We start from the raw sequence: 23,802 nt of genomic DNA on the forward strand, positions 1-23,802 counted from the left end.
TTTTTGACGCGTTTTCAGCGGTTTAAGCTCGATTTTGACTTGGTTTTTCAGTTCTTCAGGTGGGGGTTTTGGTCTTGATGCAGGCGGTGGTGTCGAATAAAACTGCTGAAATAGCTGTGTTGTCTGACGTGTTGAGGTGCAAAATCACCACAAGGGCTAATGCCGGTAAGTTAAGCCGTCACACGATCCGTAGCAGCTGGCGAAGCCTGCGTTCGGCTCGGTCCGCGCTCGGGCGAAGCAGTCGTAAAATCAGACACCACGTTTTTTCAGGTTAACCGTGGAGGCAGGATTTACGTCCGCTGCGCGGCCGAACGCAGGCTTCGCCAGCTGCTACGGGACGGTAGTAGTATTCTGGAGCGTCATTTGAACGGGTCGGATCACATGCAAAACGAATCCAATGGTTCAGGTCGCAAGCGCGCGCCCGGTCTGGCGCACGATATTGTCGCCGAGCTGACTCAACGCATCCTGCTTGGGCAGATTGCGCCCGGTGAAAAACTGCCCTCGGAGTCGACGATTGTTCGTGAGCACGGCGTCAGTCGCACCGTGGTTCGCGAGGCCATCTCCAAGTTGCAGGCGTCCGGTCTGGTTGAAACCCGGCATGGTGTGGGAACGTTTGCTCTGGAGCGTGACCCGCATCAGGGCTTTCGCCTGAGCAGCGACACCGCCATCAGCGTGCGAGGCATTCTTGAACTTCGCATGGGGCTGGAGACCCAAGCTGCCGCCCTGGCCGCGAAACGGCGAACCGACGATCAACTTGCCCGGATGCGCCAAGCGCTGGACGATTACCAGAGCTCGCTGGCCAACAACGACAGCAGCGTTGAGCCCGATGTGCGTTTTCATCGGCTGATTGCAGAAGCCACCGGGAATTCGTACTTCACCGATATCATTTATCACCTCGGCAATTCGGTCATACCTCGAACGCGGATCAATGCGCAGGAGCGTGGCGACACCGATCTGATGAAGCTGGGCCAACAGGCCAATCTGGAACACGAAGCGATCTGGAACGCGATTCGCCGACAGGACCCCGACGCGGCCAGAGCGGCCATGCTGCTGCATTTGAGCAATAGCCTGGAGCGTATGGCGGCTGAATGAAGCAATGTGAGCGCGACGACATTGCCCCGCACCGCCTCAAACCAACAACCGCAGTGTTTCAAACAGCTGCCGATCTTCCTTCCTGGCCGAACGGGCATGACGCCGAATGACCTGCAGCAGGCACTCGGTAAAACACAGCGCCGGATTGCTCAGCGAGCCGTTGCGCCGTGTGACGATGCTCAGTTGTCTCGATTCGAACTGCTCGGCCAGGTTCAGGGAAACCAGTCGGCCGAGGAAGGGCGGGGCCGTGCTCAGGATGGTCGGACCCCAGGTGCACATGTCGGCCCGCTCGAGCATCAATTGCAGAATCGCCAGTGAATGGGCGCGGACGATGCGTTTTTCATCTATTTGCACATTGTGCTGCCAGAACAGCTCCTGCATCAGCGCATCGTGGCCGTCTGGCGCGTAGTTCAGGGTCCAGTCCTGGTCGAGCAATTCGTGGAGTGATCGCGCGTTTTGTCGAGGATGACCCTGGCGAACCAGCACCGAAGTCTGGTAATCGAGCAGGGTTTCGCAGGCGAATTCCGGGGTCGCTTGCGCCGGGTGAAGCTGGCCGATGGCGAAATCCATGCTGCCGTCGCGCAGCAGCGGCTGGGCAACCGCCATCAGGCTCTCGAACAATTCCAGCTGGATGTCCGGCATGCGTGCTCGAAAGGCCAATACCACTTCGGGCAAGAAGGTTAACGCGACCCAGGGTGTGACCCCGACGCAGAGTCGCCCCTGGGCCTTGCCGCGCAGGTGATCGAGTTCAGTCCGCGCATGCTCCAGTTGCTTGAGCACCAGCCTGGCGTGGGTCAGCAGGACTTTGCCGTATTCGGTGAAATTCAGGCCGCTGGGGGTTCTGACGAACAGCGGTAACTGTTGTTCGGTTTCCAGCTCGCGCAGGGCTTTGGTCACGGCGGCCTGGGACATGTCCAGCGAGCGCGCAGCCGCGCGGATGCTGCCGGTCTCGGCGCTGGCAATCAGGGCTTGTAACTGATGCAGTTTCATCTGCTCACCTAGGCGACAACTACGGGTTGTCATCATAACCAAACTGAGCCTCCCCAGCCTACGGCCCATTCCCTAAGATCGACCCAGCAGCGCCTTGGGGGCTCGTCATTGAGTCGCGGGCAGCTGAATGATCTTATCGAGGAGTACCCCCATGAATGCTGGCCATGTCCTACCGGGAATCGCTGCGCTGCAGGATGAAATGATCACCCTGCGTCAGCGTATTCACGCTCACCCCGAGTTGGGGTTTGAGGAGTTCACCACCAGTGAACTGGTGGCGCAGTGTTTGACGCAGTGGGGGTATGAAGTCAGCAAAGGGGTGGGCAAGACCGGTGTGGTCGGGACCCTGAAAAATGGCGAAGGCCGGTCCCTCGGGCTGCGCGCTGACATGGATGCGCTGCCGATTCAGGAAGCCACAGGGTTGCCTTATGCCAGTCGGATCGACGGCGTGATGCATGCTTGCGGCCACGACGGCCATACGGCAACCCTGCTGGCGGCGGCCAAATACCTGGCGCAAACGCGGGATTTCAACGGCACGTTGAATCTGGTTTTCCAGCCGGCCGAAGAAGGGCTGGGCGGTGCGAAGAAGATGCTCGAGGATGGGCTGTTCGAGCGTTTCCCGTGCGATGCGATATTTGCCATGCACAACATACCGGGCTATCCCGCCGGGCAGTTGGGGTTCTACAGCGGGCCGTTCATGGCCTCTGCCGATACCGTCACGATCAAAATCATCGGCATCGGTGGCCATGGCGCGGTGCCGCATAAGGCGGTCGACCCGGTGGTGGTTTGCGCGTCGATCGTGATCGCCCTGCAAAGCATTGTCTCGCGCAACGTCAACCCGCAAGAAACGGCGATCATCACGGTGGGTTCCATTCATGCCGGGAACGTTTCGAATGTGATTCCCGCGTCCGCCGAAATGATCCTGAGCGTGCGCGCGTTGAGGCCTGAGGTTCGCCAATTGCTCGAACTCAGAATTACCGAACTGGTAAACGGACAGGCGGCGAGTTTCGGCGCACAGGCCGAAATCGATTATTACCATTGCCATCCGGTGCTGATCAACGATCCGGAGCAAACCGCGTTCGCCCGTCAGGTTGCACGGGAGTGGCTGGGAGAAGGGCAACTGATCGAAGACCTGCGGCCTTTCACCGCCAGCGAGGACTTCGCGTTCATCCTGGAACAATGCCCCGGCAGTTATCTGGTGATCGGCAATGGCCAGGGCGATGGCAGCTGTTTGCTGCACAATCCCGGTTACGACTTCAATGATGCCTGCCTGCCAGTGGGCGCAAGCTATTGGGTGAAGTTGGCCGAGGGTTTTCTGCGTTGAGGCGCACTGTTTTTGAACATCAATGTTTTCGAGCATCACGGTTGTAAAAAACGGTCGGTAACCCGACTCGGCGAACCCCTGGAGGAACATAACAATGAATAAGATGATCGCGGCGGTTTCACTGGCTTTCTTGACGGCATCCGGCGTGGCCGGCGCGGCCGACTGGTCCGGCAAAGTGTTGAGACTGGGGGTCGACCCGACGTATCCGCCACTGGAATTCAAAAATCAGGACGGCACGCTGACCGGCTTTGGCGTCGACATTGCCGACGCGCTGTGTGCGGAGTTGCACGCTAAATGCGTTTGGGTTGAAAGCAGCTGGGACGGGATGATTCCAGGGCTGCTGGCACGCAAGTTTGACGCGATCGCTTCATCGATGACCGTCACCCCCAAGCGTCAGGAGCAGATTGCGTTTAGCGACAAGGTCTCCAATGCACCAGCACGTTTGGTCGTCAAGCGCGGAGTGGATCTGCAGCCGACCGTCGAGTCGCTCAAAGGCAAGCGTATAGGCGTGGAGCAGGGTTCGACCCAGGAGGCTTTTGCAAAAGCCGTCTGGGGCAAGCAGGGCGTGGAAATTCTCTCTTATCAGAATCAGGATCAGGTCTACGCCGACCTCGTGGTGGGCCGGCTCGATGCCGCGTTGCAAGGCTCGATCCAAGCCAGTTACGGGTTTCTGAATAAACCGGTGGGCAAGGACTACACGTTTGCCGGCGGCACGCTGGATAGCCCGGAATTCTTTGGCGTCGGTGACGGCATCGGCGTGCGCAAGAATGATGTTGAACTGCGTGAAGACCTGAACAAAGCCCTGGCGACGATTCTTGCCAACGGCACGTACGCGAAGATCAACAACAAGTACTTCGATTTCGACGTCTACGGCGCGAAGTAACCCCCGTTCGACACCTTCAGCAGAGCAGTCGCCTGGACTAATGCCAGTCAGTTAAGGAAGTATATTCAGTCAGACGAAGCAAGTCCGGTGTGGGAGCGAGCCTGCTCGCGATGACGGTTTTACATTCGGCATCAATGTTGACTGTCACACCGCTATCGCGAGCAGGCTCGCTCCCACATTCGATCTTTGCTGTTTCGAAGCTTGTGTTCGCTGAACTGACAGGCATCAGTCGCCTTGGCTGCTCTCTTTCAGCATCCCCTTCACCTGTCACGTGTCAATGATTCGCCCGAATCTGCCGGCCCAACACATCCATCACATCACAGCCATCACGCAGCAACGACTAAAGGCCTGAAACAGGCAGATTGTTTGTAGGTTTGTTCCGGGTCAGACCAACAGCTTTGATCGTTTTACATCTGTAGCAGCTGCCGAGCCCGCGAGGCTGCGTTCGAGGACGAAGTCCTCGCAAATCCTGTGCATACGGTTTGTCTGGAAGAACGCGTTGCCCGACTTTACGACTGCTACGCCCGAGCGCGGACCGAGCCGAACGCAGCCTCGCGGGCTCGGCAGCTGCTACGGATTGCGTACTAGCTTGATGTTCATTTGATCGTTCCCACGCGGGAGCGTGGGAACGATCTATATCACTTGCCCAGCGCCGCTGCCAGCAGCGGAGCCGCCTGCTCATCCGTCAATGCGGGGAGAATCTCCATGGCCAGGAGGTCACTCCATTCGAGCACCCATTTCTGTATCAGTGTGACATCGCTGGCTTCTGCAACACCAAAACCGGTCATGCGTCCTACGGCATGCCAGCGTCCCAGCATGGTGACGCCTGCGGGTGGAGCCCCACCTGTCTTGAGAAAACGTTCGATTGCGCTATTACGACGTTCCGGCGTGATTGACCAACTGACGATGTAGAGCATCTGCCACCTCCTGTCAGGGATTGGCACCGGTTTTTCTCTGCGCGCACGAGGTTGGCGCCGCGACCATGGCCACGCATCGGTTTGCAGCTTGTCCCTTGGCTGGCTTGATCGAAAACTCCCATGAGAAGGCATAGCAGCCCCCCGAACGCTGCGTATGACCGCTGATCTTCTTTCCCACCGCTGGAGCAAATCCCCGGTTTATGTTGAGTGATTGAAGCCATTGAAGAGGAGATCAGCCATGCAAGGTTTTCTGGTGATTTTCTTTACCCAGCAGAACCGGCGTCATCGCGGGAAAATGCTCGGTGACTGGCTCATCGATCTGGCGAAAGACATGGGCCTGCACGGGGCTACCCTCGCTACCGGGATCGAAGGTTTCGGGCATTCCAGAAAACTGCATTCCGCGCATTTTTTCGAGATGGCCGATCAGCCCGCCGAGATCCACCTGGCGATTACCGAAGAGGAGTGCACTCGCCTGTTTGCGCGACTCGAAGCCGAAGACATCGCCTTGTTCTACATCAAGGCTCCGGTTGAATTCGGAACCCTTGGCAAAAGGGCCGAGCAGACCAGTCACCAGCCTTGATATTCAGGGGGGAGGGCACCCAGGTCTAGACTCAGGTGTACAGCCCGGTCCAAGGGGCATTCCTCGAATGTGTCTTTGCCTGTTCGAATCAACACCTGAACCGGGTTCCCATTCATCCGTTTTTTTGATCAGGATGTCCGTGATGCTGCATATCAGAACACCCTTGGTACTCCATCCGGGGCTCTCGACACCGAGCCGGCGCGTCTGGCTCAAGCTGGAAAACCTGCAACCCAGTGGCTCATTCAAGTTGCGCGGCATGGGCCTGCTCTGCACCCGAGCAGCCGAGCAGGGCATGAAGAAAGTGGTCTGTCCTTCCGGTGGCAATGCCGGTTTTGCGACGGCAGTGGCCGCCGCGGCGCTGGGCCTGGAAGCGAGCATCATCGTTCCGCACACCACCCCTGAGAGCACTCGGGCGCGAATCGCTAAAACCGGGGCGCAAGTGATTGTGCAGGGTCAGGTGTGGGACGAGGCCAACCAGTTGGCGCTGGAGCTCGCCAAGGAGCCGGATACCGAATATGTACCCGCGTTCGACCACCCGACGCTGTGGGAAGGGCACAGCACGATGATCGATGAAATCCTGCAGGACTGCCCCCAGGTCGACACGATTGTGGCGTCGGTGGGCGGTGGTGGATTGCTGGCCGGGGTCCTCACTGGCCTGGAGCGCCATGCCCGGCTCGATTGCCGGATCATCGCCTGTGAAACCGAGGGTGCAGCCTCATTCGCCGCTGCGGTCAAGGCCGGACATCCGGTCAAACTTCCCGAAATCAACACGGTTGCCAGCTCACTCGGTGCGCTGCAAGTCGCGCAGTGGCCGGTTGAGCACATCCAGCGCTTCCAGCACGCGTGTGTCGTGCTGACAGATGCCGAGGCCATCATGGGGGTCGTGCGGTATGCCGATGACCTGCGCCAATTGGTGGAGCCGGCGTGCGGTGTATCGCTGGCCGTCGCGTATCTGGATCACCCGGCAATTGCCGGTGCCCATGATGTGGTGATTGTTGTGTGTGGCGGGATCAGTATCAGTGCGCACAAGGTTGCCGAGTGGGCGAAGTCTTGACGTGACGTCTGGGGGAAAGGCCCGGAACCGCAGGGTCCCGAGCCTGTTAAATGCTTAGCTGATGACCTGATAGCAGGGCACATATTCCGCGCCACCTGGCAGTTTCATGCGGTGTTGCGCGACAAACGCTTGCAGCAGTTTGTCCAGGGGTTGCATCACCGCCGCATCGCCGTGGATCTTGTAAGGCCCATGTTGCTCGATCAGGCGGATGCCCTTGTCCTTGACGTTACCGGCAACGATGCCGGAAAACGCGCGGCGCAGGTTCGCTGCCAGTTCGTGAGGCGGCAGGTCGTGGCGCAGTTGCAGGCTGGCCATGTTTTCGTGGGTGGGGTCGAACGGGCGCTGGAAGCCTTCGTCGATCTTCAGCAGCCAGTTGAAATGGAACGCATCGTTGCGCTCGCGGCGGAACTGCTTGACGGCCTTGAGCCCCGCAGTCATTTGCCGGGCCACCTGGGCCGGGTCGTCGATGATGATCTCGTAGTGACTTTGCGCTTCTTCGCCCAGTGTGGCGCCGACGAACGCGTGCAGCTGCTGCAAGTATGGCTCCGCGCTCCTCGGTCCGGTCAGAATCACCGGGAAGGGCAGGTCGCGGTTGTCCGGGTGCATCAGGATCCCGAGCAGGTAGAGGAACTCTTCGGCAGTGCCGGCGCCCCCTGGGAAAATGATGATGCCGTGGCCGACGCGCACGAAGGCTTCGAGGCGCTTCTCGATGTCGGGCAGGATCACCAGTTCATTGACGATCGGGTTCGGCGCCTCGGCTGCGATGATTCCTGGCTCCGTCAGCCCCAGGTAGCGGCCGTGAGTGATCCGTTGTTTGGCGTGGGAAATGGTGGCGCCCTTCATCGGGCCTTTCATCACCCCAGGCCCGCAGCCGGTGCAGACATCCAGGCTGCGCAGGCCCAGTTCGTGACCGACTTTCTTGGTGTACTGGTATTCCCCGGAGCTGATCGAGTGACCGCCCCAGCACACCACGATCTTCGGCTCCACGCCGGCACGCAGGGTGCGGGCATTGCGCAGCAGGTGAAAGACGTAGTCGCTGATACCTTGCGAGGAGCTCAGGTCGATGCGCTGGCTGTCCAGTTCGTTTTCGGTATAAACGATGTCGCGCAAGGCGCTGAACAGCATCTCACGGGTGCTGGCGATCATTTCGCCGTCGACGAAGGCGTCGGCGGGTGCGTTGAGCAGCTCAAGGCGCACACCGCGATCTTGCTGATGAATGCGAATCTCGAAGTCCCGGTAGGCTTCGAGGATGGTCTTGGCATTGTCGACATGGGCGCCGGTGTTGAGGATGGCCAGGGCGCACTGGCGGAAGAGTGAGTAGATGCTGCCCGATCCGGCGGCGCTCAATTGCTGTACTTCGCGTTGGGACAGCGTCTCCAGGCTGCCCTTTGGGCTCACCGAAGCATTGATTACTTGTCTTGCGGTCATTCGATATTCCCTGAGAACGATGTTATCGAGCCCCACAGGCTCGGTTACATCAGGATAGTCAGTGCCAGAGCGATCGTGCTGCGGCCATCTTCTCCGGCGACCGGGCGAGAATGCAAACATCGCGGGCCGGTGCGAGCCAGATCCATCGTTTCATGATGCACCGGACGGCCATGAAACAGGATTCCTGGCGGGCGGGCAATCGAAAGTCACCTACGCTGAGTCAAGGGGACACGTGCGGTCACCTGCCTAGTAGATTGCGCACCGAGGCCAGCATGAACGGTACTCATCGAGACTTCCCACGCTGCGCCTTTAGCCAGCGTCTCACCGCCTGGATGGTGGCCATTTGGCTCTCCGTTCCGGGTGTTTTTGCTGCCCAGCAGGAAAAGAATCCCCCCGGCGATATTCCAGACTCCCAGGTTTTTGTCAGCTACCCATCACCGCTAGGGCTTTCACTGAAGGTTCCGGAAGGCTGGGCGCGAACCGAGCGTGCAGACGGCGCGCGTTTCGCCGACAAGTACAACGTGGTAGACGTGAGTGTGACTGCGGTAGCAGTCGCGCCCAGCGAGGCGTCGGCCAAGTCTGTCGAGTTGCCGGCACTGGTCAAGGCCGGAAACAACGTCGAACCGGGCAAAGTGGATAGCGTCACACTAAAAGGCGGGCCGGCCATCCGCATTCGCTACAAAGCTGACTCGGAACCTAACCCCATGACCCATCGTCAGTTGCGTCAGGAACACGAACGCTATCTGTTCTATCGCGATGGCCGGCAGGCTGCTCTCGATCTGTCGGCCCCGGTGGGTGCTGACAACGTCGATCAATGGCAGCTGATGGCCAATTCGCTTCGCTGGAACTGACATGCTGCCGCTCTCGGCCCGTGGGCTCTATCGTTTCTACCACAACGGTGATGTGGAGACGGCGGCGCTCAAGGGCGTGTCCCTGCAGATTGCCGCAGGCGAGTTCGTCGCGGTCATGGGACCTTCCGGCAGCGGCAAGTCCACGTTGCTGGCGTGCCTGGCCGGGCTGGACGACCCGGACGGTGGCATTGTCGAAGTGATGGGGCAGCGCATTTCCCGGTGCACCGAGCGTGAGCGCGCAGGTTTGCGTGCGCGGCATATCGGCATATTGATGCAGTCAGGCAATCTCTTCGAACACCTCACCCTGGAGCGCAATCTACGCTTGCAACTGAAGCTTTCAGGCATGCGCGAGCGGACCGGGATCGACGCCATGCTGCAGGCCCTGGGGCTTGTTCAGCGCTTGCAGGCTCGCCCGTCGCAGCTTTCCGGCGGGGAGGTGGCGCGCGCCGGACTGGCGCTGGCGCTGTGCACTCGACCTGCGTTGCTGCTGGCGGACGAGCCGACCGCTGAAGTCGATGAGGCGACTGAGTCGGGCATCCTTGACTACCTGAAAGGACGTTGCCGTGAAGGGGGCTCGATGTTGATCGCGACCCACAGCCCGGCACTCGCGAGCAAGGCTGATCGCCTGCTGCGACTCGATGATGGACGATTGCTTGAAAATGGATTGATCAATGACCTCGCCACTGGTTGAGGCAAACGGCCTGGGACGTCGTTACCAGCAGGCAGGGGAGGCCGTGGTAGCGCTGAGTTCAGCGACGCTGCGCATCTGGCCCGGCCAGCGGATCGCACTGGTCGGGCGTTCCGGCAGCGGTAAATCGACGCTGCTGCATCTGCTCGCCGGGCTTGATGAGCCCAGCGACGGCAGTCTCACGTGGCCGACGCTGGGGCCGGTCGAGTCGTTGCTTCCGGAAAAGATTGCCCTGGTATTTCAGGCGCCGAGCCTGCTGGACTCACTCAGCGTGGCCGAGAACGTTGCCTTGCCGCTGTTGATGGCTGGCCGCAGTCAGGATTGCGCCGCCCGCGTGACCTTTGCGTTGAACACCTTTGGCCTGCTGTCGCTGGCCGACAAGTTGCCGCAGACGTTGTCCGGCGGACAGATGCAGTGCGTCGCCATGGCCCGGGCTATCGTCTGTGAACCGCAACTGATCCTTGCCGACGAACCGACCGGGCAACTGGACCAGGTCAGTGGTCACGCGCTGATTGACGCCTTGCTCCGGTATCTGGCCGGTCGTGAATGCGCCTTGCTGATTGCCACTCACGACCCGGTGATCGCCTGGCGGATGGAAACTCAGTGGCAGATGGAGCATGGCCGGCTGAGCGGCTGCGAGCGATCTGGAGGTTCGCGATGATCTGGCTCTGGCTCGGCGGCCTGCTTCGTGCGCGCAAGGCGCGACTCGCTGGCAGCGTGGCCGGCGTCGGTCTCACGGTTGCGCTGCTGGCCTTGTTGGGGGCGTTTCTCACGCAGAGCGGTACCAGCATGACCGCGCGGGCGATCAGGGAAATTCCCGTGGATTGGCAGCTTCAACTGGTGCCGGGGGAGGCGGTTGCGCAGATCTCCGGCGCTGCGGCCAAAGCGGCTCGCATCAACCGTCAACAAACGGTCGGGTATGCCAGCGTGGAGGGCTTTCAGGCGCAAACGGGCGCAACGGTACAGACCACGGGAGCGGGTAAAGTCCTCGGTTTGGGCGACGGCTATGGCCGTGACTTTCCGGGTCAGATTCGTCTGCTGACAGGTACCGATGACGGTGTGCTGATCGCTCAGCAAACCGCCGCCAACCTGCACGTGGCGCCAGGTGACAGGGTGACGATCCAAAGGCCAGGACTGACCACCGCGCAAGTGCGGATCAGCGGCGTGGTCGATCTGCCCACCGCCGATTCCCTGTTCCAGGCCATCGGCGTGCCGCCCGGTGCCGCCCCCCAGGCGCCGCCCGACAATGTGCTGTTGCTCGCGCTGCCGCTCTGGCATGCGCTGTTTGATCCGCAAGCGTACATCAGGCCGGATTCGGTTCGGCTGCAACTCCATCTCGCACTCGAACGCAGCCAACTGCCGGATTCCCCTGAAGCGGCCTTCATCTTCAGCCAGCGTGCCGCCCACAATCTGCAAGCCCGTATCGCCGGGCGTGGGGTACTCGCCGACAATCTGGCCGCGCGGCTCGATGCAGTGCGCGGCGATGCCCTGTATGCGCGGGTCCTGTTTCTGTTTCTGGGCGTGCCGGGCTGTGTGCTGGCGATGTTTCTCACACTGGCCGTCGCCGCCTCTGGCAGTGAGCGACGTCGGTGCGAGCAGGCGCTGCTGCGCATTCGGGGTGCAGTGGTTGCCGATATTCTCTGGTTGGCCGCTGCCGAGGCCGCCATGGTGGGCATCGGCGGTGTGGTCGTCGGCGTGGCATTGGCCATAGTGTGGGCGCCGCTGCTGTTGACCGGTGCGGTGTTGCAGATGGCGAGTGTTTCCTGGCTGGGCATCGCCATGCTGGTTGGCCTGCTGTTGGCGCAGGTGGCCATCCTGCTGCCTGCCTGGCACGACCTGCGGCAGGTGACTGTCCAGCAGGCACGCGGGGTTGGCGAGCCGGGGCGTCCACGGATCTGGCAGCGCATCGGGCTGGACTTTATCTGCCTGGTGCTGGCGGCGGTGACGCTCTGGCGTACCTCAAGCAGTGGCTACCAATTGGTGTTGGCGCCGGAGGGGGTGCCGACCGCCCAGGTCGATTACCAGGCCTTCCTCGCGCCGTTGCTGTTCTGGTTGGGCATGGGCTTGCTGATCCTGCGGCTCTGCGAAGTTGCGCTCAAGCATGGCCGCCGACGGTTAGCAGACCTGTTGCAGCCGCTGGCCGGGCCACTGGCGGACCTGGTGGCGGCCTCCATCTGCCAGCAGCGCCGGCGTGTCACGCAGGGCATTGCCCTGGTTGCGCTGGGCTTTGCCTTCGCCACGTCGACAGCGATCTTCAACACGACTTACAACGCCCAGTCGCGGGTGGATGCCGAGTTGACCAACGGCTCCGACGTGACTGTCACTGGAACAGCGTCGGTGCCGGCCTCCAGTCGCCTGTCCGAACTGGCTCGATTGCCAGGCGTGAAGGCGGCCCAGCCGTTACAGCATCGCTATGCGTATGTGGGCAACGATCTGCAGGATCTGTATGGCATTGACCCCCTGCACATCGGCGAGGCGACGCGGCTGGTCGATGCTTACTTTCAAGGTGCAAGCGCTGAGGCGCTGCTTGGCCTGTTGGCGACGACGCCGGACGGTGTGCTGGTCTCGGAAGAAACCGCGCAGGATTTCCAGTTGCAGCTCGGTGACGCACTGGACTTGCGATTGCAGAGCAGCATCGACCAGCAGTACCACAGCGTACCGTTCCACTTTATTGGCTTGGTGCGCGAGTTTCCGACGGCTCCCCATGACTCCTTCCTGGTCGCCAATGCCGCTTATGTCAGTCAGCAGACCGGTGCGCCGGGAGCTGAAATCGTCCTGCTGCGCAGCGATGCGGCGGATCTTGAAGGATTGGCCAAGGCTGTTCGAAAGGTGGTCGCTGACCTGCCGGGCAGCAAGGTCAGTGACCTCTCTGAGGCGCGTCGATTGATTGCCTCCGGCCTGACAGCGGTCGACCTGCGGGGGCTCGCACTGCTGGAGTTGAGTTTTGCCGTGCTGATGGTGACCGGCGCCAGTGGGTTGATGCTGGCCCTCGGTCTGGCTGAACGGCACCGGACGTTCGCCATTCTCTCGGCATTGGGCGCCAAGCCTCGCCAGCTCGGCGCTTTCATCTGGAGTGAGGCGTTGCTGCAGTTTGTTGCCGGTGCCAGCCTGGGGGCGCTGACGGGGTTCGGTCTGGCCTGGATGCTCGTCACATTGCTGACTGGCGTGTTTGATCCACCCCCCGAGAGCCTTGAGATCCCGTGGCGCTATCTGGTTGCACTGATTTTCGTCGCGCTGCTGTCAATCGTCCTCGCTGTCCTGGGAGCCTTGCGCGATACGCGAGTGCCTGCGGTACAGCGAATGCGGGAACTGTAGCTGTTGGCGGCCGCTCGCTGAGCGGGGCCGCCGGATAAGCTCACGGAATAAGCCCGCGGGTTCAGCCCCGCGCCGCCATCGCGGTGACTTCCACACGCATGCCTTCCACCGCCAGGGCGGCCACGCCAACGGCGGCGCGAACCGGCCAGGGCTTGGCGAAGAAACGCTGGTAGACCTCGTTGAAGGCGGCGCGGTCGGCCATGTCGGTGAGGTAGATGGTCAGATGCAGGACCCGGTCCATGGAACTGCCGGCGCGCTCCAACGCTACCTTGAGCGCCTGCAGGGTGCACTCGCTCTGCAGGGTGATGTCGCCCAGCTCCAGGCTGCCGTCGGCGCGGGTGGGGATCTGAGTGGAGACCAGTAGGCCGCCAAAACCGGCGACGTCGGAGGAAATGGATTCCGGGTCGGGGTCGGGGAGGAAGGTGAGGTCGTGGTTTGCCATGGGTATCTCGTGTTTGAGGTGGTAAAGGGGCGGTCGTATAGGGGGCGGCCGGCCCGACATTGTCAGCGGGCTCGGTCAGCGAAGATACCGTTTGATGACTGACAATGGCATGGGGGCGCTTGGAGGCGCCCTTTATTTTTTCAGGTTTGAGCTGATGGACCGTCACTGTCAGTTCGGTCAGACGATTGCTGGGCCTTGCTGAAAAGTCGCTTTGCGTGGGCGGCAGTCCACCGCCTATTGCGTCGCGTGTCGAGGGTTGTCAGGTCATTAGTGAGCCGCGTAGGCGACTCCCCGGTGACCTCGCACAGTAGCGCTGTTATAGCGTCCCCGTTAACCGTGCCGTGCTCTTGCAGAAGATCCGCCACAGCAGTGACAGCGGGCCAGTAACGACGCACCAGACAGCTGGAGCGGGCGATTGCCTGGGATTCGGCGTCGAGTAGCTTTCGTGCAGGCAGCAAACTTATCAATTCGTAACCCCGGCGCCGGTCACCCCAGCCGCTGCCGCTGATGAATTTGTCGGATTTGGTGTGCCTGTAGACTGCTTCGGCCACGGGGCCGGCGAAGCAATGGAGAAGGTCGCGTTCGATAGACTCGACCATAGAGGGCAGGTATTCAGCAATCCCGGGGGCGTCGAAGGACGGGTGCTGCACAAAGTAATCAGCCTCTACCAACCCCTCTACGTTTTGCGGGTTGCCGCGCAGATCAATCATTGGGCCGGTGAAGGCTTCTGTCCAGGTGCGCACAGTGACGCGCTCTATATGCTGATCATTCCACCAAAAGGCCAGGGCGTGGCCAGCTTCGTGGATGGCCGTGCGGCGCGGGCGCTTATTCATGGTCTGGCCCTCTCCTGTGTATGTCACCTATCAGGTCTACTCCATCCTTAAAAGACTAGGCCTATCAGGACCCGATACGCCACCTATTAGCTGACTGCTTTATAGGGGTCTAACCTAAACGGAGCGCTGGTGAAAACTGGCCGGTTGAGACCTGATAAGAGATACGAATAAGTCAGAAGCGTACTAGGCTTGCCGTGGGCTACCGTGCAGGCAACTCGATTGCCGCTATCCGGATTGCCCATGTGACCACGACGATCAATTGATCGAACTGTTGGCCCTGCAGCTTATGTCATTGATTTCGCTCGTCGCTATTGCGCGCCCACGCCGGGCCGGATAGCCGGATGAACACGACCAAAGGTAGCTCACACATGGCAACTGAATCGAAATGCCCGTTCAATCACGCCGCCGCGGGCGGTGGCCCGTCGAACCGCGACTGGTGGCCAAACCAACTCAATCTGAAGATCCTGCACCAGCACTCGTCCCTGTCCGATCCCATGGACGAGGGCTTCAACTACGCTGAAGCGTTCAAAAAACTGGACTTTGCGGCGCTCAAGAAAGACCTGCATGCGCTGATGACCGATTCGCAAGACTGGTGGCCTGCGGACTTCGGTCACTATGGGCCGTTCTTTATTCGCATGGCCTGGCACGCCGCCGGCACGTACCGCACCGGTGACGGGCGTGGTGGTGCCGGCTCCGGTCAGCAACGCTTCGCGCCGCTCAACAGTTGGCCGGATAACGTCAGCCTCGACAAGGCGCGTCGACTGCTTTGGCCGATCAAGCAAAAGTATGGTCGTAACATCTCCTGGGCCGATCTGATCGTCCTCACCGGCAACGTCGCGCTGGAGTCCATGGGCTTCAAGACCTTTGGTTTTTCCGGAGGTCGCCCGGACGTCTGGGGGCCGGATGAGGACGTCTACTGGGGCTCCGAAAGCACGTGGCTGGGGGGCGATGTGCGCTACGGTAAAGAGGAGAGCCATGCCGTCCAGGATCGCAACCTGGAGAAACCGCTCGCCGCGGTGCAAATGGGCCTGATCTACGTGAATCCGGAAGGCCCGGAGGGCAACCCGGACCCGGTCGCTGCTGCGGTGGATATCCGCGAAACGTTCGCTCGGATGGCGATGAATGACGAAGAAACCGTGGCATTGATCGCCGGCGGCCACGCCTTCGGCAAGACCCACGGCGCCGGGCCTGTGTCCAATGTGGGCGCCGAGCCCGAAGCCGCCGGCCTCGAAGAGCAGGGCCTGGGCTGGAAGAGCAGCTTCGGCACGGGCAAAGGTGGCGACACGATCGCCAGCGGCCTGGAAGTGACCTGGACCACGACACCCACGAAGTGGAGCAACAATTACCTGGAGAACTTGTTCGGCTTCGAGTGGGAACTGACCAAGAGCCCGGCGGGTGCGAACCAGTGGACGGCGAAAAGCGGTGCCGGCGCGGGCATCATTCCGGATGCTCACGACCCGTCCAGGCGGCGTAATCCAACCATGCTGACCACGGACCTGTCCCTGCGATTCGACCCGATCTATGAAAAGATTTCGCGGCGCTTCCTGGCGAATCCCGATCAGTTGGCCGACGCGTTCGCCCGCGCCTGGTTCAAGCTGATCCACCGCGACATGGGGCCGCTCTCGCGCTACCTCGGACCGGAAATGCCCAACGAAAAACTCCTGTGGCAAGACCCCATCCCGGCGGTCGACCATGCCCTGGTCAACGACAGTGACATGGCCTCACTCAAGAGCAAGCTTCAGTCCTGTGGCCTGACAGTCTCGCAGCTTGTATCAACTGCCTGGGCGGCGGCTTCCACCTTCCGTGGCTCCGACAAGCGTGGTGGCGCCAACGGCGGGCGCCTGCGCCTGGCCCCGCAGAAGGACTGGCCGGCCAACCAGCCTGGGCAACTGGCGAGCGTGCTGGCGACCCTCGAGAAGATTCAGAGCGAGTTCAACAGCGCGCAGACTGGCGGCAAGAAGATCTCGCTGGCGGACCTGATCGTGCTGGCCGGTAGCGCTGGCGTCGAACAGGCGGCGAAAAATGCCGGTCACACCATAACGGTGCCTTTCACGCCAGGACGCATGGACGCGAGCCAGGAACAGACGGATGTCGAGTCTTTCGGGTTTCTCGAACCCATCGCCGATGGCTTCCGTAACTACCTCAAGACCCGTTACCGCGTACCGGCCGAGGCATTACTGATCGACAAGGCGCAACTACTGACACTGACTGCGCCAGAAATGACGGTGCTCATTGGCGGCCTGCGCGTGCTCAATACCAACGTCGGACAAACCCGGCACGGGGTCTTCACCAAGCGACCTGAAGCGTTGACCAACGACTTCTTCACCAACCTGCTCGACATGGGCGTGGAATGGAAGCCGGTCTCGGACGCCAATGAAGAGTTTGAAGGACACGATCGCAAAACCGGCGACCTCAAATGGACAGGCACTCGTGTTGATCTCGTCTTCGGCTCGAATGCGCAGTTGAGGGCGTTGGCTGAGGTCTATGCAAGCAGCGACGCGCAGGAGAAGTTCGTGAAAGACTTCGTAGCGGCCTGGACAAAAGTGATGAACCTTGACCGCTTCGATCTAAGGTGAGGCGAACGTTGGACCTGGTCCTGAAGTGGGCCACCTCGACCTGATCGCTCAGGTTGGGGAGGCTCCAGGGAGGTTGCCAAGAGTAGATGCGTCCTATTCCATTACGTGGAGTATCGTTCAACGTTCCGGTTCAGCGGCAGCGCCATCCACTGCAACCGGTTGTCAGGCGTCATTGTGCCCTTGGCGCCGGAGTACAACATGGGTGGCTTTCTGCGACGCAACGAACTGAACGCATTCGTATCCTAGAGCGCGCATGTCAATCCCCTCGAACAGTCGCTCCCCCACGCCCAGCAGGACCGGCGAGATAGCGACGTGCAGCTCATCGATGAGGCCCGAACGAAGATATTGCTGGATAGTGTCAGGTCCGCCGCCAATGCGCACATCCATTCCGTTGGCTGCATCGCGCGCCTGCTCAAGCGCCTCGTGAATACCGCCGGTGACGAAGTAGAATGTCGTTCCGCCTTCCATCTGGATGGGCGCGCGCGCGTGATGAGTCAAGATGAAAGTTGGAACGTGATAGGGTGGGTTGTCCCCCCACCAGCCTTTCCAGTTCATGTCGGGCCAGGAACCGCGAATCGGTCCGAACATGTTTCTTCCGAGAATCCAGGCGCCAACATTGTTGAAGCCCCGCGCAGCGAAGTCGTCATCGATCCCCGTTGTACCACCGTCGGTGCCAAATAGGGCCCGTTGGAACGTGCGTGTTGGGACTAACCACGGGTGCAAATCTGTCCCGCCCACGCCGAGCGGATTACTCATGTCCTGATTCGGACCAGCTCCGTATCCGTCAAGCGAGATAGTAAAGCCCTCAACTCGGACGCGTGTCATTTTCATGCCTTCCTTTCGATTGACGCCTGACTATCTATTTCGACAGCAATTCTGCTGTATGACTCCGGCCGCTTCTGTATAGCAGTCCGCAGAAAAATTCACGGAGAACGGCTCCCAGCTTGGTTTTGCATGAGTCTCATGCCATTTTTCACCCTACTGAATTGGGATGAAAAGCAGCTGGCCCCCGCAATAGGGCATAAGCATAGTTGAGAAGGGCCTGGATGGCAGTAGAGCACGCGGGCGCGACCGTCCGATCATGGGTTCAGAGTGTGTAAAAAAAACGCCTCCGCGAACCCTTTTTATACACTCTGGACCCATTGCTGCCGGTCGCATCACCAAGAAGCCGACATTCAATACTCACGTCCACCTTACCCTGCGTCCCATCTACCCGCCGCTCCCATAAGGTCGAGTAATGACCTCAAGGAGATGACCGTCGGGGTCCTCGAAATACACCCCGCGGCCACCGTCGTTCCGGTTGATTTCTCCCGTCCGGTGCTTGCCAGGGTCTGCCCAATACGGCAGCCCTCGATCGTTGATGCGGGCGAAGGTTTGATCGAAGTCGTCTTCGCCTATCAAGAAGGCATAATGCTGGGAGGAAATGTTGCCTTCGTTCTCGTAGAAGTCGAGTGAAACGTTGTTGTTGAGTTGAACGACCAGCATGGGTCCGAATCGGATGGCGGATGGCAGGCCCAGAACGTCCGTGAAGAATGTTGCTGATTTCTGCTTGTCGCGGCACCAGACGATAGTATGGTTTAGCTGCACGCTCACGTTGCGCCTCCTTCTTAGCCTAATGTTCCCTCGCGCTCTTGAGCGCCTTGGTCCACCACGCGATGTCGTCGAGCAACTCGTTGGCGGCCCGCGCCAGGTGCGGAAAATCATCGAAACTCTTGCCCTGTTGCCAAATGCCCAGGAACTCCACCATGCCGATGTGAACGGCATGGCGCACGGGCGCCATCTGCAACTCGATGGTGGTCAGCCGAAGCTGCTCGACCGCGCGTGCCGCGCCGACTCCGCCGTAGCCGACGAAGCCGATCGGCTTGCGGATGAATTCCTTGTACGCATAGTCGAACGCGTTCTTCAGCACCGCGCTCGGTCCGTGGTTGTACTCGGGCGTGACCACGATCAGGCCATCCAGCGTAGCAAGCTTGTCGGCCCAGCGCTGCGCGGCCTCGTTCTTCGCCGCCCCCCAGGCCGGCGACATCGGCTCGTTGAAGAAGGGCAGCGGGTGATCGCGCAAGTCGATCAGTTCGAAGGCGAGATCGGCGCGTTGCCTGGCGATCTCGTGGATCCAGAGCGCGGGCTTTTCGCCGAAGCGGCCTTCGCGTGTCGAGCCGATGACGATGCCGATCCGAGGTTGTTGCTGTGGGGGCATGGTGATTGAGGAAGAGTTGGTCATGGCAAGTCGATCTCCTTGCAAAGCCCGCTGTTCGGAGTTGGGAGCCTCGCGGCTCGATAGCTGAACAATAGGGTTGGGCCGATTGATTGACTAGCCGGTACAATTGGATTGCACTCGTCCACCCACACTAGGAATGGCCGGCCATGCTCGACCTCAATGATATCGCCATGTTTGTGCAGGTGGTGCGCAGCGGCAGCTTTGCAGAAGCGGCGCGGCGGCTGGGCTTGCCGCCCAATACCGTGAGTCGCCGCGTCCAGCAACTCGAAGCGCATCTCGGCACGCGGCTGCTGCAACGTTCTACCCGCAAGCTCACGCTCACAAGTGCTGGCCAAGGCTTTCATGAGCGTTGCGCGGGAGCGGTCGACGGCCTGCTCGAAGCGGGGCAGGAGTTGATGACGGGCAGCAGCGAGCCCAGTGGCCTGGTGCGCGTGGCGGCGCCAGCCGACTTCTTCGACTTCTTTTCGATGGAGTGGGTGACCGAGTTTCTGGCCGCGCATCCGCGCGTGCGGCTCGACTTCGTGCTCAGCGATGCAAAGGCCGACTTGATCGCGGAACAGATCGACGTCGCCTTTCGCGGTGGGGCCTTGCGCGACTCAGGCTATGTCGGCCGTCAGATCCTCGACCCCCGCAGCGCCGGGATGGTGGCAAGCCCTTCCTACATCGCCGCGCGCGGCTCACCCCGCACGCTGCAGGACCTGGTGAGCCACGACTGTGTGATCTCCGCGCATCCCAGTGGTCACGCCACATGGCGTTTGGTCGGCCCGAATGGTGAGGAAGAAGTGCAAGTCGCCGGGCGCTTCAGCGGCAATACCGCGCAGGCACTGCGCAAGGCCACCCTGGCCGGACTCGGCATCGCGCTGCTGCCGCCCGTGATGGCAAAGCTCGACGTTCAGGCCGGTGTGCTCGTCCCGGTGCTGCCTCAATACCAGCCCACCGGCTACGGCATGAGCGTGCTGTATCCGAGCCGCCGACACCTGCCGCTCGCGGTATCGGCGTTCATCGGGTTAGTGATCCAGAAGATGAATGCGGTAGACGCGCCGGAAGAGCATCGAGCTGTGCGGCATCGATAGCGAGTGGCGGCTGGGCCTCTACGCCTGCATCACCACTACTCGCAGACGACCGGCGCACCTTCGTGGGTAGATCACCCAACGTTACCTGGCTGGTACCAGCCGACTCCTGCGCGCGCTCCTTTCGACACTGAAGAAGCCCTTCAGATGTGTCTGCAAAACCAGCAGCAATTTTCCTCCTTCACCGTCCGCAGCCCGCTCTGCAAGCCAGAACAGCGCTTGAAAAGCCCAAGCCAACTCATCGCGTTCAATAATTTGCACGATCCTTGCAGAATAATTTACAAGCACCTTAATCTGTAACCCTTCTACCCGCGGAGTCGTTGAACATGCCGTTACGCTTGAAGTTAGCCCTAAGCTACCTGCTGATCGGCTTGATCCCGGTTCTGGGCATGGCCTTTACGGTCTATCAACAAGCCAGTACCGCGCTGCGCGAGCAGACGCTGAACGCCCTCGAGGCGGTTGCCCATATCAAACAGCAGCAATTGCTGGATAACTGGCAGGAGCGGCGCAACCAGATCAGCACCCTGGCCAGTAACCTGAGCAACAGCTATCAGGGGCTGGACGACAGTGCGCTGATCAGCACCGCCCACTACGACCGCCCGGTCTTTCAAAACTTCATCAGCACCTTTGGTTACCGCGAGCTGAAACTGATCATGCCCGATGGCACCGTCATGCTCAGTCTGCAGGGCGGCAGTGACGACCAGCACAATCTCAGCGAAGACAGCCTGCGCGATACCTCGCTGGCGCGTCTGGTCAAGCAAAGCCGCGATAGCGGCAAACTGTTGATCAGCGACCTGCAGTACAACCCGCTGAGCAAGGAGCCGACCCAGTATCTGGCCGCCCCCGTCATGTCGAACGGTACGCTGGAAATGACCCTGGTGCTGGAGTTACCCATTGCCCCGCTCAACAACGTGATGCAAACCCGCCAGGGCCTGGGTGAAAAAGGTGAAACCTACCTGGTCGGCAGCGATGCCGGCCTGCGTTCGGACTCGGCACGTTTCCCTGAACGCCAGGTCAACCGCGGCCTCAATGCGCAAGTCGGCCTCACTGGCAGTGCTGTCAGTAACGCACTGGCGGGCCAACAGGGGCGCATCGCCGAACCGGGGCTGGACGGCAATAGTGCGCTGAAAGTGTTTGTCCCCGTCGCCTTCGATGACAACCACTGGGCCTTGATTGCCGAAATGGATCAGGCCCAGGCGTTTGCCCCGGTGCGTCAACTGATGTGGCAAGTCTTGCTGCTTGGTTTGCTGACTGTCGCCGCCGTTGCCATCGCCACCTGGCTGGTCAGCCGCAGTGTGATGCGCCCGCTGGGCGGTGAACCGAGCAATATGACCGTACTGGCCCGGCGCTTGGCCGCAGGCGAGCTGAACCTGCCGAGCGAGCAACGACAACAGGCCGGCTTGATGCTGGCCCTGCATGAAATGGCCCAGGCCTGGCGCGATGTGATTGAACGTCTGCGCCAATCCAGCCAGGACGTCGGTCAGGCCAGCAGCGACATTCTGAGCGCCGCCGGGCAAACCAGCGAACGCCTCGACCTGCAGCAAGAGTCGCTGGAAATGGTCGTCAGCGCCGTCGAGCAAATGTCCTGCACCGTGCAAGAGATCGCCCGCAACGCCGCCGACAGTGCACACGGCAGCACCGCCGCGCGGGGTGCCTTTGGCGAGATGCAAGGTACCTTGCAACAGATGATCGGCCAGCAGGGACGCTTGCTCAATGACATCGGCCGGGCCGGCAGAGTGGTCGATACCCTGACCAGCGACGCCCTGAAAATCGGCAGCGTGCTTGCGGTGATCCGCGGCATTGCCGAGCAAACCAATCTGTTGGCACTCAACGCCGCTATCGAAGCCGCGCGCGCCGGTGAACAGGGCCGTGGCTTTGCTGTGGTCGCCGACGAGGTGCGCAACCTTGCCCAACGCACCAGCAGCGCCACCGAAGAAATCGTCGCCATCACCAACACCTTGCAAGGCTCTTCCACCGAAGCCCTGCAGGCGATGCAGGCTTCGGCCGAACAAGCACAGACGCTGGAACGTGAAACCCAGGTCGTGCTGTCCTCGCTCAGCCAGTTAGACAACTCCCTGCAAGGCGTGCACGCCCTTGCTGTGCAGATCGCCGTTGCCGCGAACGAACAGGCCGGAACCACGCAGGAAGTGAATCAGCACATGCACCGCCTGCACGACATGACCCGTGACAACCGACGGAATGCGGCGCATACCCGCAGCAGCGGCGAGCACTTGCAGCAAGTGGCCAACAACCAGCAAGCCCTGGTGCTGCGCTTTCGCTTATAGCCGCCGGCGGGCCGGGAATGCCCCTCGCTATACCGCAGCCACATAAGCTTCCAGCGCGGGCTGGACGCGATTGCTCGGCCTATGGCAGGGTCGAAACGACAGGCCATGCAGCAGTAGGGATCGGAACGATGGAGGAGGGTGATGAGTTCGGCGCCAAGGCGTCGATGGCAACGCTCAAAGCGTTCAATCTTTGCGTGTTACACCTGGGTCGTCTTGCTCGAGAGCGTGGCGCATCCCAATTCATTGCAGACGGTCTGCAGACATTTCGCCAACTGGTGCCTTTCGCTTCGGCATGGTGGGGCGAGATGTCCAACTCAGACGCAAAGGTTGCACCGCAAAGTTGGATGCACGGGCGCATCAATCTACCTGAATCGTTTGCCGCCGAATGGAGCAAGACGGCGGGCAGCGACAGTTTCGCTCATGACACGTTGAATCAACCCGGTGAGGTTGTACGTGACAGTGGTTTCACCGATCCCAACGAGGAGGTGAACGCGTTCGCCCGGCGTCACGACCTCTATCACTTGATGTGCATCACCTTCGAGTTGCCCGAAAGTGGCCTGATGTTCTTTGTCTGTCTCTACCGTGGCATTGATGCACCGGCGTTCAACGAGACTGAGGACAGTTTGTTTTCGGCCTTCTGCGACCACCTGTTGCAGTTGTGGCGATTTCAGGTGCAAGACATGATCCGGTTTGACACGGACAACGGCGCGACAGACTTCGGCGTCGCGCGCATGGACGGCAGTCTGCTTTACGTGGGGGCACAGCTGTGCGCAGCCATTGCGCGCGAGTTGCCCGGGTGGAATGGTTCGATGCTTCCAGCAGAAGTGATCGTGCAACTGCAAAAGGCGCCCTGCGTAATGCGCCTGGGCCGCTGTGCACTGACACTGAGTCCCAGCGCAGGGCATGTCATCCTGTCACTCGAGGCGCAGTCACGCGGGGCGGCGCTTGCACCACGCGAGCGGACGGCAGCCATGCTCTTCGCCGCTGGCCATTCCTACAAAGAGATTGCCAAAATCCTGGTATTGAGTCCTGCGACAGTACGCACCTACCTGCGCAACTGCTACGTGCAGCTCGGCGTCAAAAGCAAGGTGGAATTAGGTTCTGTCCTGCGCTCGTCGACCCCACTTGCGGATGCTACGCGCCGCACTTAAGTCCACGTACCCGTGTTTCCAACTAATTGCCTTACCCCTCCTCATTTGTAGAGGTCCAAACGACTGCTGCGCTCTATAGGGTATGCCCTGCATATCACGGGGTTGCAC

21 protein-coding genes are annotated in these 23,802 nt (G+C 60.7%); 13 read left to right on the forward strand and 8 right to left on the reverse strand.

All coding sequences use genetic code 11. From position 1 onward, the window contains the following. Positions 1-381 precede the first annotated feature (381 nt). Positions 382-1,092, forward strand: coding sequence for a FadR/GntR family transcriptional regulator (locus NTD87_RS24995; RefSeq protein ID WP_262116860.1), 711 nt, complete (start codon positions 382-384; stop codon positions 1,090-1,092). 36 nt (positions 1,093-1,128) lie between these two features. Here the strand turns inward: NTD87_RS24995 and NTD87_RS25000 are convergent, their stop codons facing one another. Next, positions 1,129-2,118 (reverse strand): LysR substrate-binding domain-containing protein, encoded by a 990-nt coding sequence (locus NTD87_RS25000; RefSeq protein WP_262116861.1) that lies wholly within the window; start codon positions 2,116-2,118, stop codon positions 1,129-1,131. Between the two features lie 115 nt (positions 2,119-2,233). On the opposite strand from NTD87_RS25000, the gene NTD87_RS25005 reads away from it, so the two are divergent. Both NTD87_RS25005 and NTD87_RS25010 read left to right on the forward strand, forming a co-directional pair. Continuing rightward, positions 2,234-3,403 carry a M20 aminoacylase family protein gene (locus tag NTD87_RS25005; RefSeq protein ID WP_262116862.1) on the forward strand — a complete coding sequence of 390 codons (1,170 nt, stop codon included), beginning with the start codon at positions 2,234-2,236 and terminating at the stop codon, positions 3,401-3,403. Between the two features lie 94 nt (positions 3,404-3,497). Next, on the forward strand, positions 3,498-4,286 hold the full coding sequence (locus tag NTD87_RS25010; protein ID WP_262116863.1) for an ABC transporter substrate-binding protein: 789 nt from the start codon (positions 3,498-3,500) through the stop codon (positions 4,284-4,286). A 638-nt stretch (positions 4,287-4,924) separates the two neighbouring features. Here NTD87_RS25010 and NTD87_RS25015 read toward each other — a convergent pair. Then, complete coding sequence (locus NTD87_RS25015; RefSeq protein ID WP_123425555.1) at positions 4,925-5,203, reverse strand: DUF3303 domain-containing protein; 279 nt, start codon at positions 5,201-5,203, stop codon at positions 4,925-4,927. 238 nt (positions 5,204-5,441) lie between these two features. Between NTD87_RS25015 and NTD87_RS25020 the strand changes: the two genes are divergently transcribed. Then, a complete protein-coding gene (locus NTD87_RS25020; protein ID WP_262116864.1) occupies positions 5,442-5,783 on the forward strand; it encodes a DUF190 domain-containing protein in 342 nt (113 codons plus the stop codon). Between the two features lie 142 nt (positions 5,784-5,925). Next, on the forward strand, positions 5,926-6,837 hold the full coding sequence (locus NTD87_RS25025; protein ID WP_262116865.1) for a pyridoxal-phosphate dependent enzyme: 912 nt from the start codon (positions 5,926-5,928) through the stop codon (positions 6,835-6,837). Positions 6,838-6,891: 54 nt separating this feature from the next. On the opposite strand, the gene ppnN is transcribed toward NTD87_RS25025, so the two are convergent. Next, positions 6,892-8,265, reverse strand: coding sequence for a nucleotide 5'-monophosphate nucleosidase PpnN (gene ppnN, locus NTD87_RS25030; protein WP_262116866.1), 1,374 nt, complete (start codon positions 8,263-8,265; stop codon positions 6,892-6,894). A 272-nt stretch (positions 8,266-8,537) separates the two neighbouring features. Here ppnN and NTD87_RS25035 point away from each other — a divergent pair, with 272 nt between their 5' ends. The 4 genes from NTD87_RS25035 to NTD87_RS25050 are packed head-to-tail and all read left to right on the forward strand — an operon-like array spanning position 8,538 to position 13,119. Beyond that, positions 8,538-9,116 carry a hypothetical protein gene (locus NTD87_RS25035; protein WP_262116867.1) on the forward strand — a complete coding sequence of 193 codons (579 nt, stop codon included), beginning with the start codon at positions 8,538-8,540 and terminating at the stop codon, positions 9,114-9,116. A 1-nt stretch (position 9,117) separates the two neighbouring features. Further along, on the forward strand, positions 9,118-9,807 hold the full coding sequence (locus NTD87_RS25040; RefSeq protein ID WP_262116868.1) for an ABC transporter ATP-binding protein: 690 nt from the start codon (positions 9,118-9,120) through the stop codon (positions 9,805-9,807). Continuing rightward, on the forward strand, positions 9,788-10,465 hold the full coding sequence (locus NTD87_RS25045; protein ID WP_262116869.1) for an ABC transporter ATP-binding protein: 678 nt from the start codon (positions 9,788-9,790) through the stop codon (positions 10,463-10,465). Before NTD87_RS25040 ends, NTD87_RS25045 begins: the two co-directional genes overlap by 20 nt. Then, positions 10,462-13,119, forward strand: a complete 2,658-nt coding sequence (locus NTD87_RS25050) for an ABC transporter permease (protein ID WP_262116870.1) — start codon at positions 10,462-10,464, stop codon at positions 13,117-13,119. The genes NTD87_RS25045 and NTD87_RS25050 overlap by 4 nt, the downstream gene beginning before the upstream one ends. Before the next feature lie 61 nt (positions 13,120-13,180). On the opposite strand, the gene NTD87_RS25055 is transcribed toward NTD87_RS25050, so the two are convergent. Continuing rightward, positions 13,181-13,561 (reverse strand): RidA family protein, encoded by a 381-nt coding sequence (locus NTD87_RS25055; RefSeq protein WP_262116871.1) that lies wholly within the window; start codon positions 13,559-13,561, stop codon positions 13,181-13,183. Positions 13,562-13,701: 140 nt separating this feature from the next. Then, positions 13,702-14,394, reverse strand: a complete 693-nt coding sequence (locus NTD87_RS25060; RefSeq protein WP_262116872.1) for a hypothetical protein — start codon at positions 14,392-14,394, stop codon at positions 13,702-13,704. 341 nt (positions 14,395-14,735) lie between these two features. Between NTD87_RS25060 and katG the strand changes: the two genes are divergently transcribed. Then, on the forward strand, positions 14,736-16,970 hold the full coding sequence (katG, locus tag NTD87_RS25065; protein WP_262116873.1) for a catalase/peroxidase HPI: 2,235 nt from the start codon (positions 14,736-14,738) through the stop codon (positions 16,968-16,970). Positions 16,971-17,132: 162 nt separating this feature from the next. On the opposite strand, the gene NTD87_RS25070 is transcribed toward katG, so the two are convergent. The 3 genes from NTD87_RS25070 to NTD87_RS25080 form a co-directional block, all read right to left on the reverse strand. Next, entirely contained in the window at positions 17,133-17,801 is a 669-nt protein-coding gene (locus NTD87_RS25070; protein WP_262116874.1) for a dihydrofolate reductase family protein, read from the reverse strand. 378 nt (positions 17,802-18,179) lie between these two features. Next, complete coding sequence (locus NTD87_RS25075; RefSeq protein ID WP_262116875.1) at positions 18,180-18,563, reverse strand: VOC family protein; 384 nt, start codon at positions 18,561-18,563, stop codon at positions 18,180-18,182. Positions 18,564-18,582: 19 nt separating this feature from the next. Then, positions 18,583-19,191: an NADPH-dependent FMN reductase gene (locus tag NTD87_RS25080; RefSeq protein WP_262116876.1), complete on the reverse strand. Its 609-nt coding sequence runs from the start codon at positions 19,189-19,191 to the stop codon at positions 18,583-18,585. A gap of 143 nt (positions 19,192-19,334) precedes the next feature. On the opposite strand from NTD87_RS25080, the gene NTD87_RS25085 reads away from it, so the two are divergent. The 3 genes from NTD87_RS25085 (at position 19,335) to NTD87_RS25095 (ending at position 23,694) form a co-directional block, all read left to right on the forward strand. Next, positions 19,335-20,261 (forward strand): LysR family transcriptional regulator, encoded by a 927-nt coding sequence (locus NTD87_RS25085; protein ID WP_262116877.1) that lies wholly within the window; start codon positions 19,335-19,337, stop codon positions 20,259-20,261. A 323-nt stretch (positions 20,262-20,584) separates the two neighbouring features. Further along, positions 20,585-22,543: a methyl-accepting chemotaxis protein gene (locus NTD87_RS25090; protein WP_262116878.1), complete on the forward strand. Its 1,959-nt coding sequence runs from the start codon at positions 20,585-20,587 to the stop codon at positions 22,541-22,543. Between the two features lie 128 nt (positions 22,544-22,671). Further along, positions 22,672-23,694 carry a helix-turn-helix transcriptional regulator gene (locus tag NTD87_RS25095; RefSeq protein ID WP_262116879.1) on the forward strand — a complete coding sequence of 341 codons (1,023 nt, stop codon included), beginning with the start codon at positions 22,672-22,674 and terminating at the stop codon, positions 23,692-23,694. Positions 23,695-23,802: the final 108 nt, after the last annotated feature.

Source organism: Pseudomonas sp. 6D_7.1_Bac1 (assembly GCF_025465945.1).
Taxonomy (GTDB): Bacteria; Pseudomonadota; Gammaproteobacteria; order Pseudomonadales; family Pseudomonadaceae; genus Aquipseudomonas.

Coding starts and splice junctions, on each gene's coding strand:
- NTD87_RS25095 (WP_262116879.1), top strand. CDS start 22,672: ATGGAGGAGGGTGATGAGTTCGGCGCCAAGGCGTCGATGGCAACGCTC.
- NTD87_RS24995 (WP_262116860.1), top strand. CDS start 382: ATGCAAAACGAATCCAATGGTTCAGGTCGCAAGCGCGCGCCCGGTCTG.
- katG (WP_262116873.1), top strand. CDS start 14,736: ATGAACACGACCAAAGGTAGCTCACACATGGCAACTGAATCGAAATGC.
- ppnN (WP_262116866.1), bottom strand. CDS start 8,265: ATGACCGCAAGACAAGTAATCAATGCTTCGGTGAGCCCAAAGGGCAGC.
- NTD87_RS25015 (WP_123425555.1), bottom strand. CDS start 5,203: ATGCTCTACATCGTCAGTTGGTCAATCACGCCGGAACGTCGTAATAGC.
- NTD87_RS25060 (WP_262116872.1), bottom strand. CDS start 14,394: ATGAATAAGCGCCCGCGCCGCACGGCCATCCACGAAGCTGGCCACGCC.
- NTD87_RS25000 (WP_262116861.1), bottom strand. CDS start 2,118: ATGATGACAACCCGTAGTTGTCGCCTAGGTGAGCAGATGAAACTGCAT.
- NTD87_RS25005 (WP_262116862.1), top strand. CDS start 2,234: ATGAATGCTGGCCATGTCCTACCGGGAATCGCTGCGCTGCAGGATGAA.
- NTD87_RS25045 (WP_262116869.1), top strand. CDS start 9,788: ATGACCTCGCCACTGGTTGAGGCAAACGGCCTGGGACGTCGTTACCAG.
- NTD87_RS25040 (WP_262116868.1), top strand. CDS start 9,118: ATGCTGCCGCTCTCGGCCCGTGGGCTCTATCGTTTCTACCACAACGGT.
- NTD87_RS25055 (WP_262116871.1), bottom strand. CDS start 13,561: ATGGCAAACCACGACCTCACCTTCCTCCCCGACCCCGACCCGGAATCC.
- NTD87_RS25035 (WP_262116867.1), top strand. CDS start 8,538: ATGAACGGTACTCATCGAGACTTCCCACGCTGCGCCTTTAGCCAGCGT.
- NTD87_RS25090 (WP_262116878.1), top strand. CDS start 20,585: ATGCCGTTACGCTTGAAGTTAGCCCTAAGCTACCTGCTGATCGGCTTG.
- NTD87_RS25050 (WP_262116870.1), top strand. CDS start 10,462: ATGATCTGGCTCTGGCTCGGCGGCCTGCTTCGTGCGCGCAAGGCGCGA.
- NTD87_RS25070 (WP_262116874.1), bottom strand. CDS start 17,801: ATGAAAATGACACGCGTCCGAGTTGAGGGCTTTACTATCTCGCTTGAC.
- NTD87_RS25010 (WP_262116863.1), top strand. CDS start 3,498: ATGAATAAGATGATCGCGGCGGTTTCACTGGCTTTCTTGACGGCATCC.
- NTD87_RS25080 (WP_262116876.1), bottom strand. CDS start 19,191: ATGACCAACTCTTCCTCAATCACCATGCCCCCACAGCAACAACCTCGG.
- NTD87_RS25085 (WP_262116877.1), top strand. CDS start 19,335: ATGCTCGACCTCAATGATATCGCCATGTTTGTGCAGGTGGTGCGCAGC.
- NTD87_RS25020 (WP_262116864.1), top strand. CDS start 5,442: ATGCAAGGTTTTCTGGTGATTTTCTTTACCCAGCAGAACCGGCGTCAT.
- NTD87_RS25025 (WP_262116865.1), top strand. CDS start 5,926: ATGCTGCATATCAGAACACCCTTGGTACTCCATCCGGGGCTCTCGACA.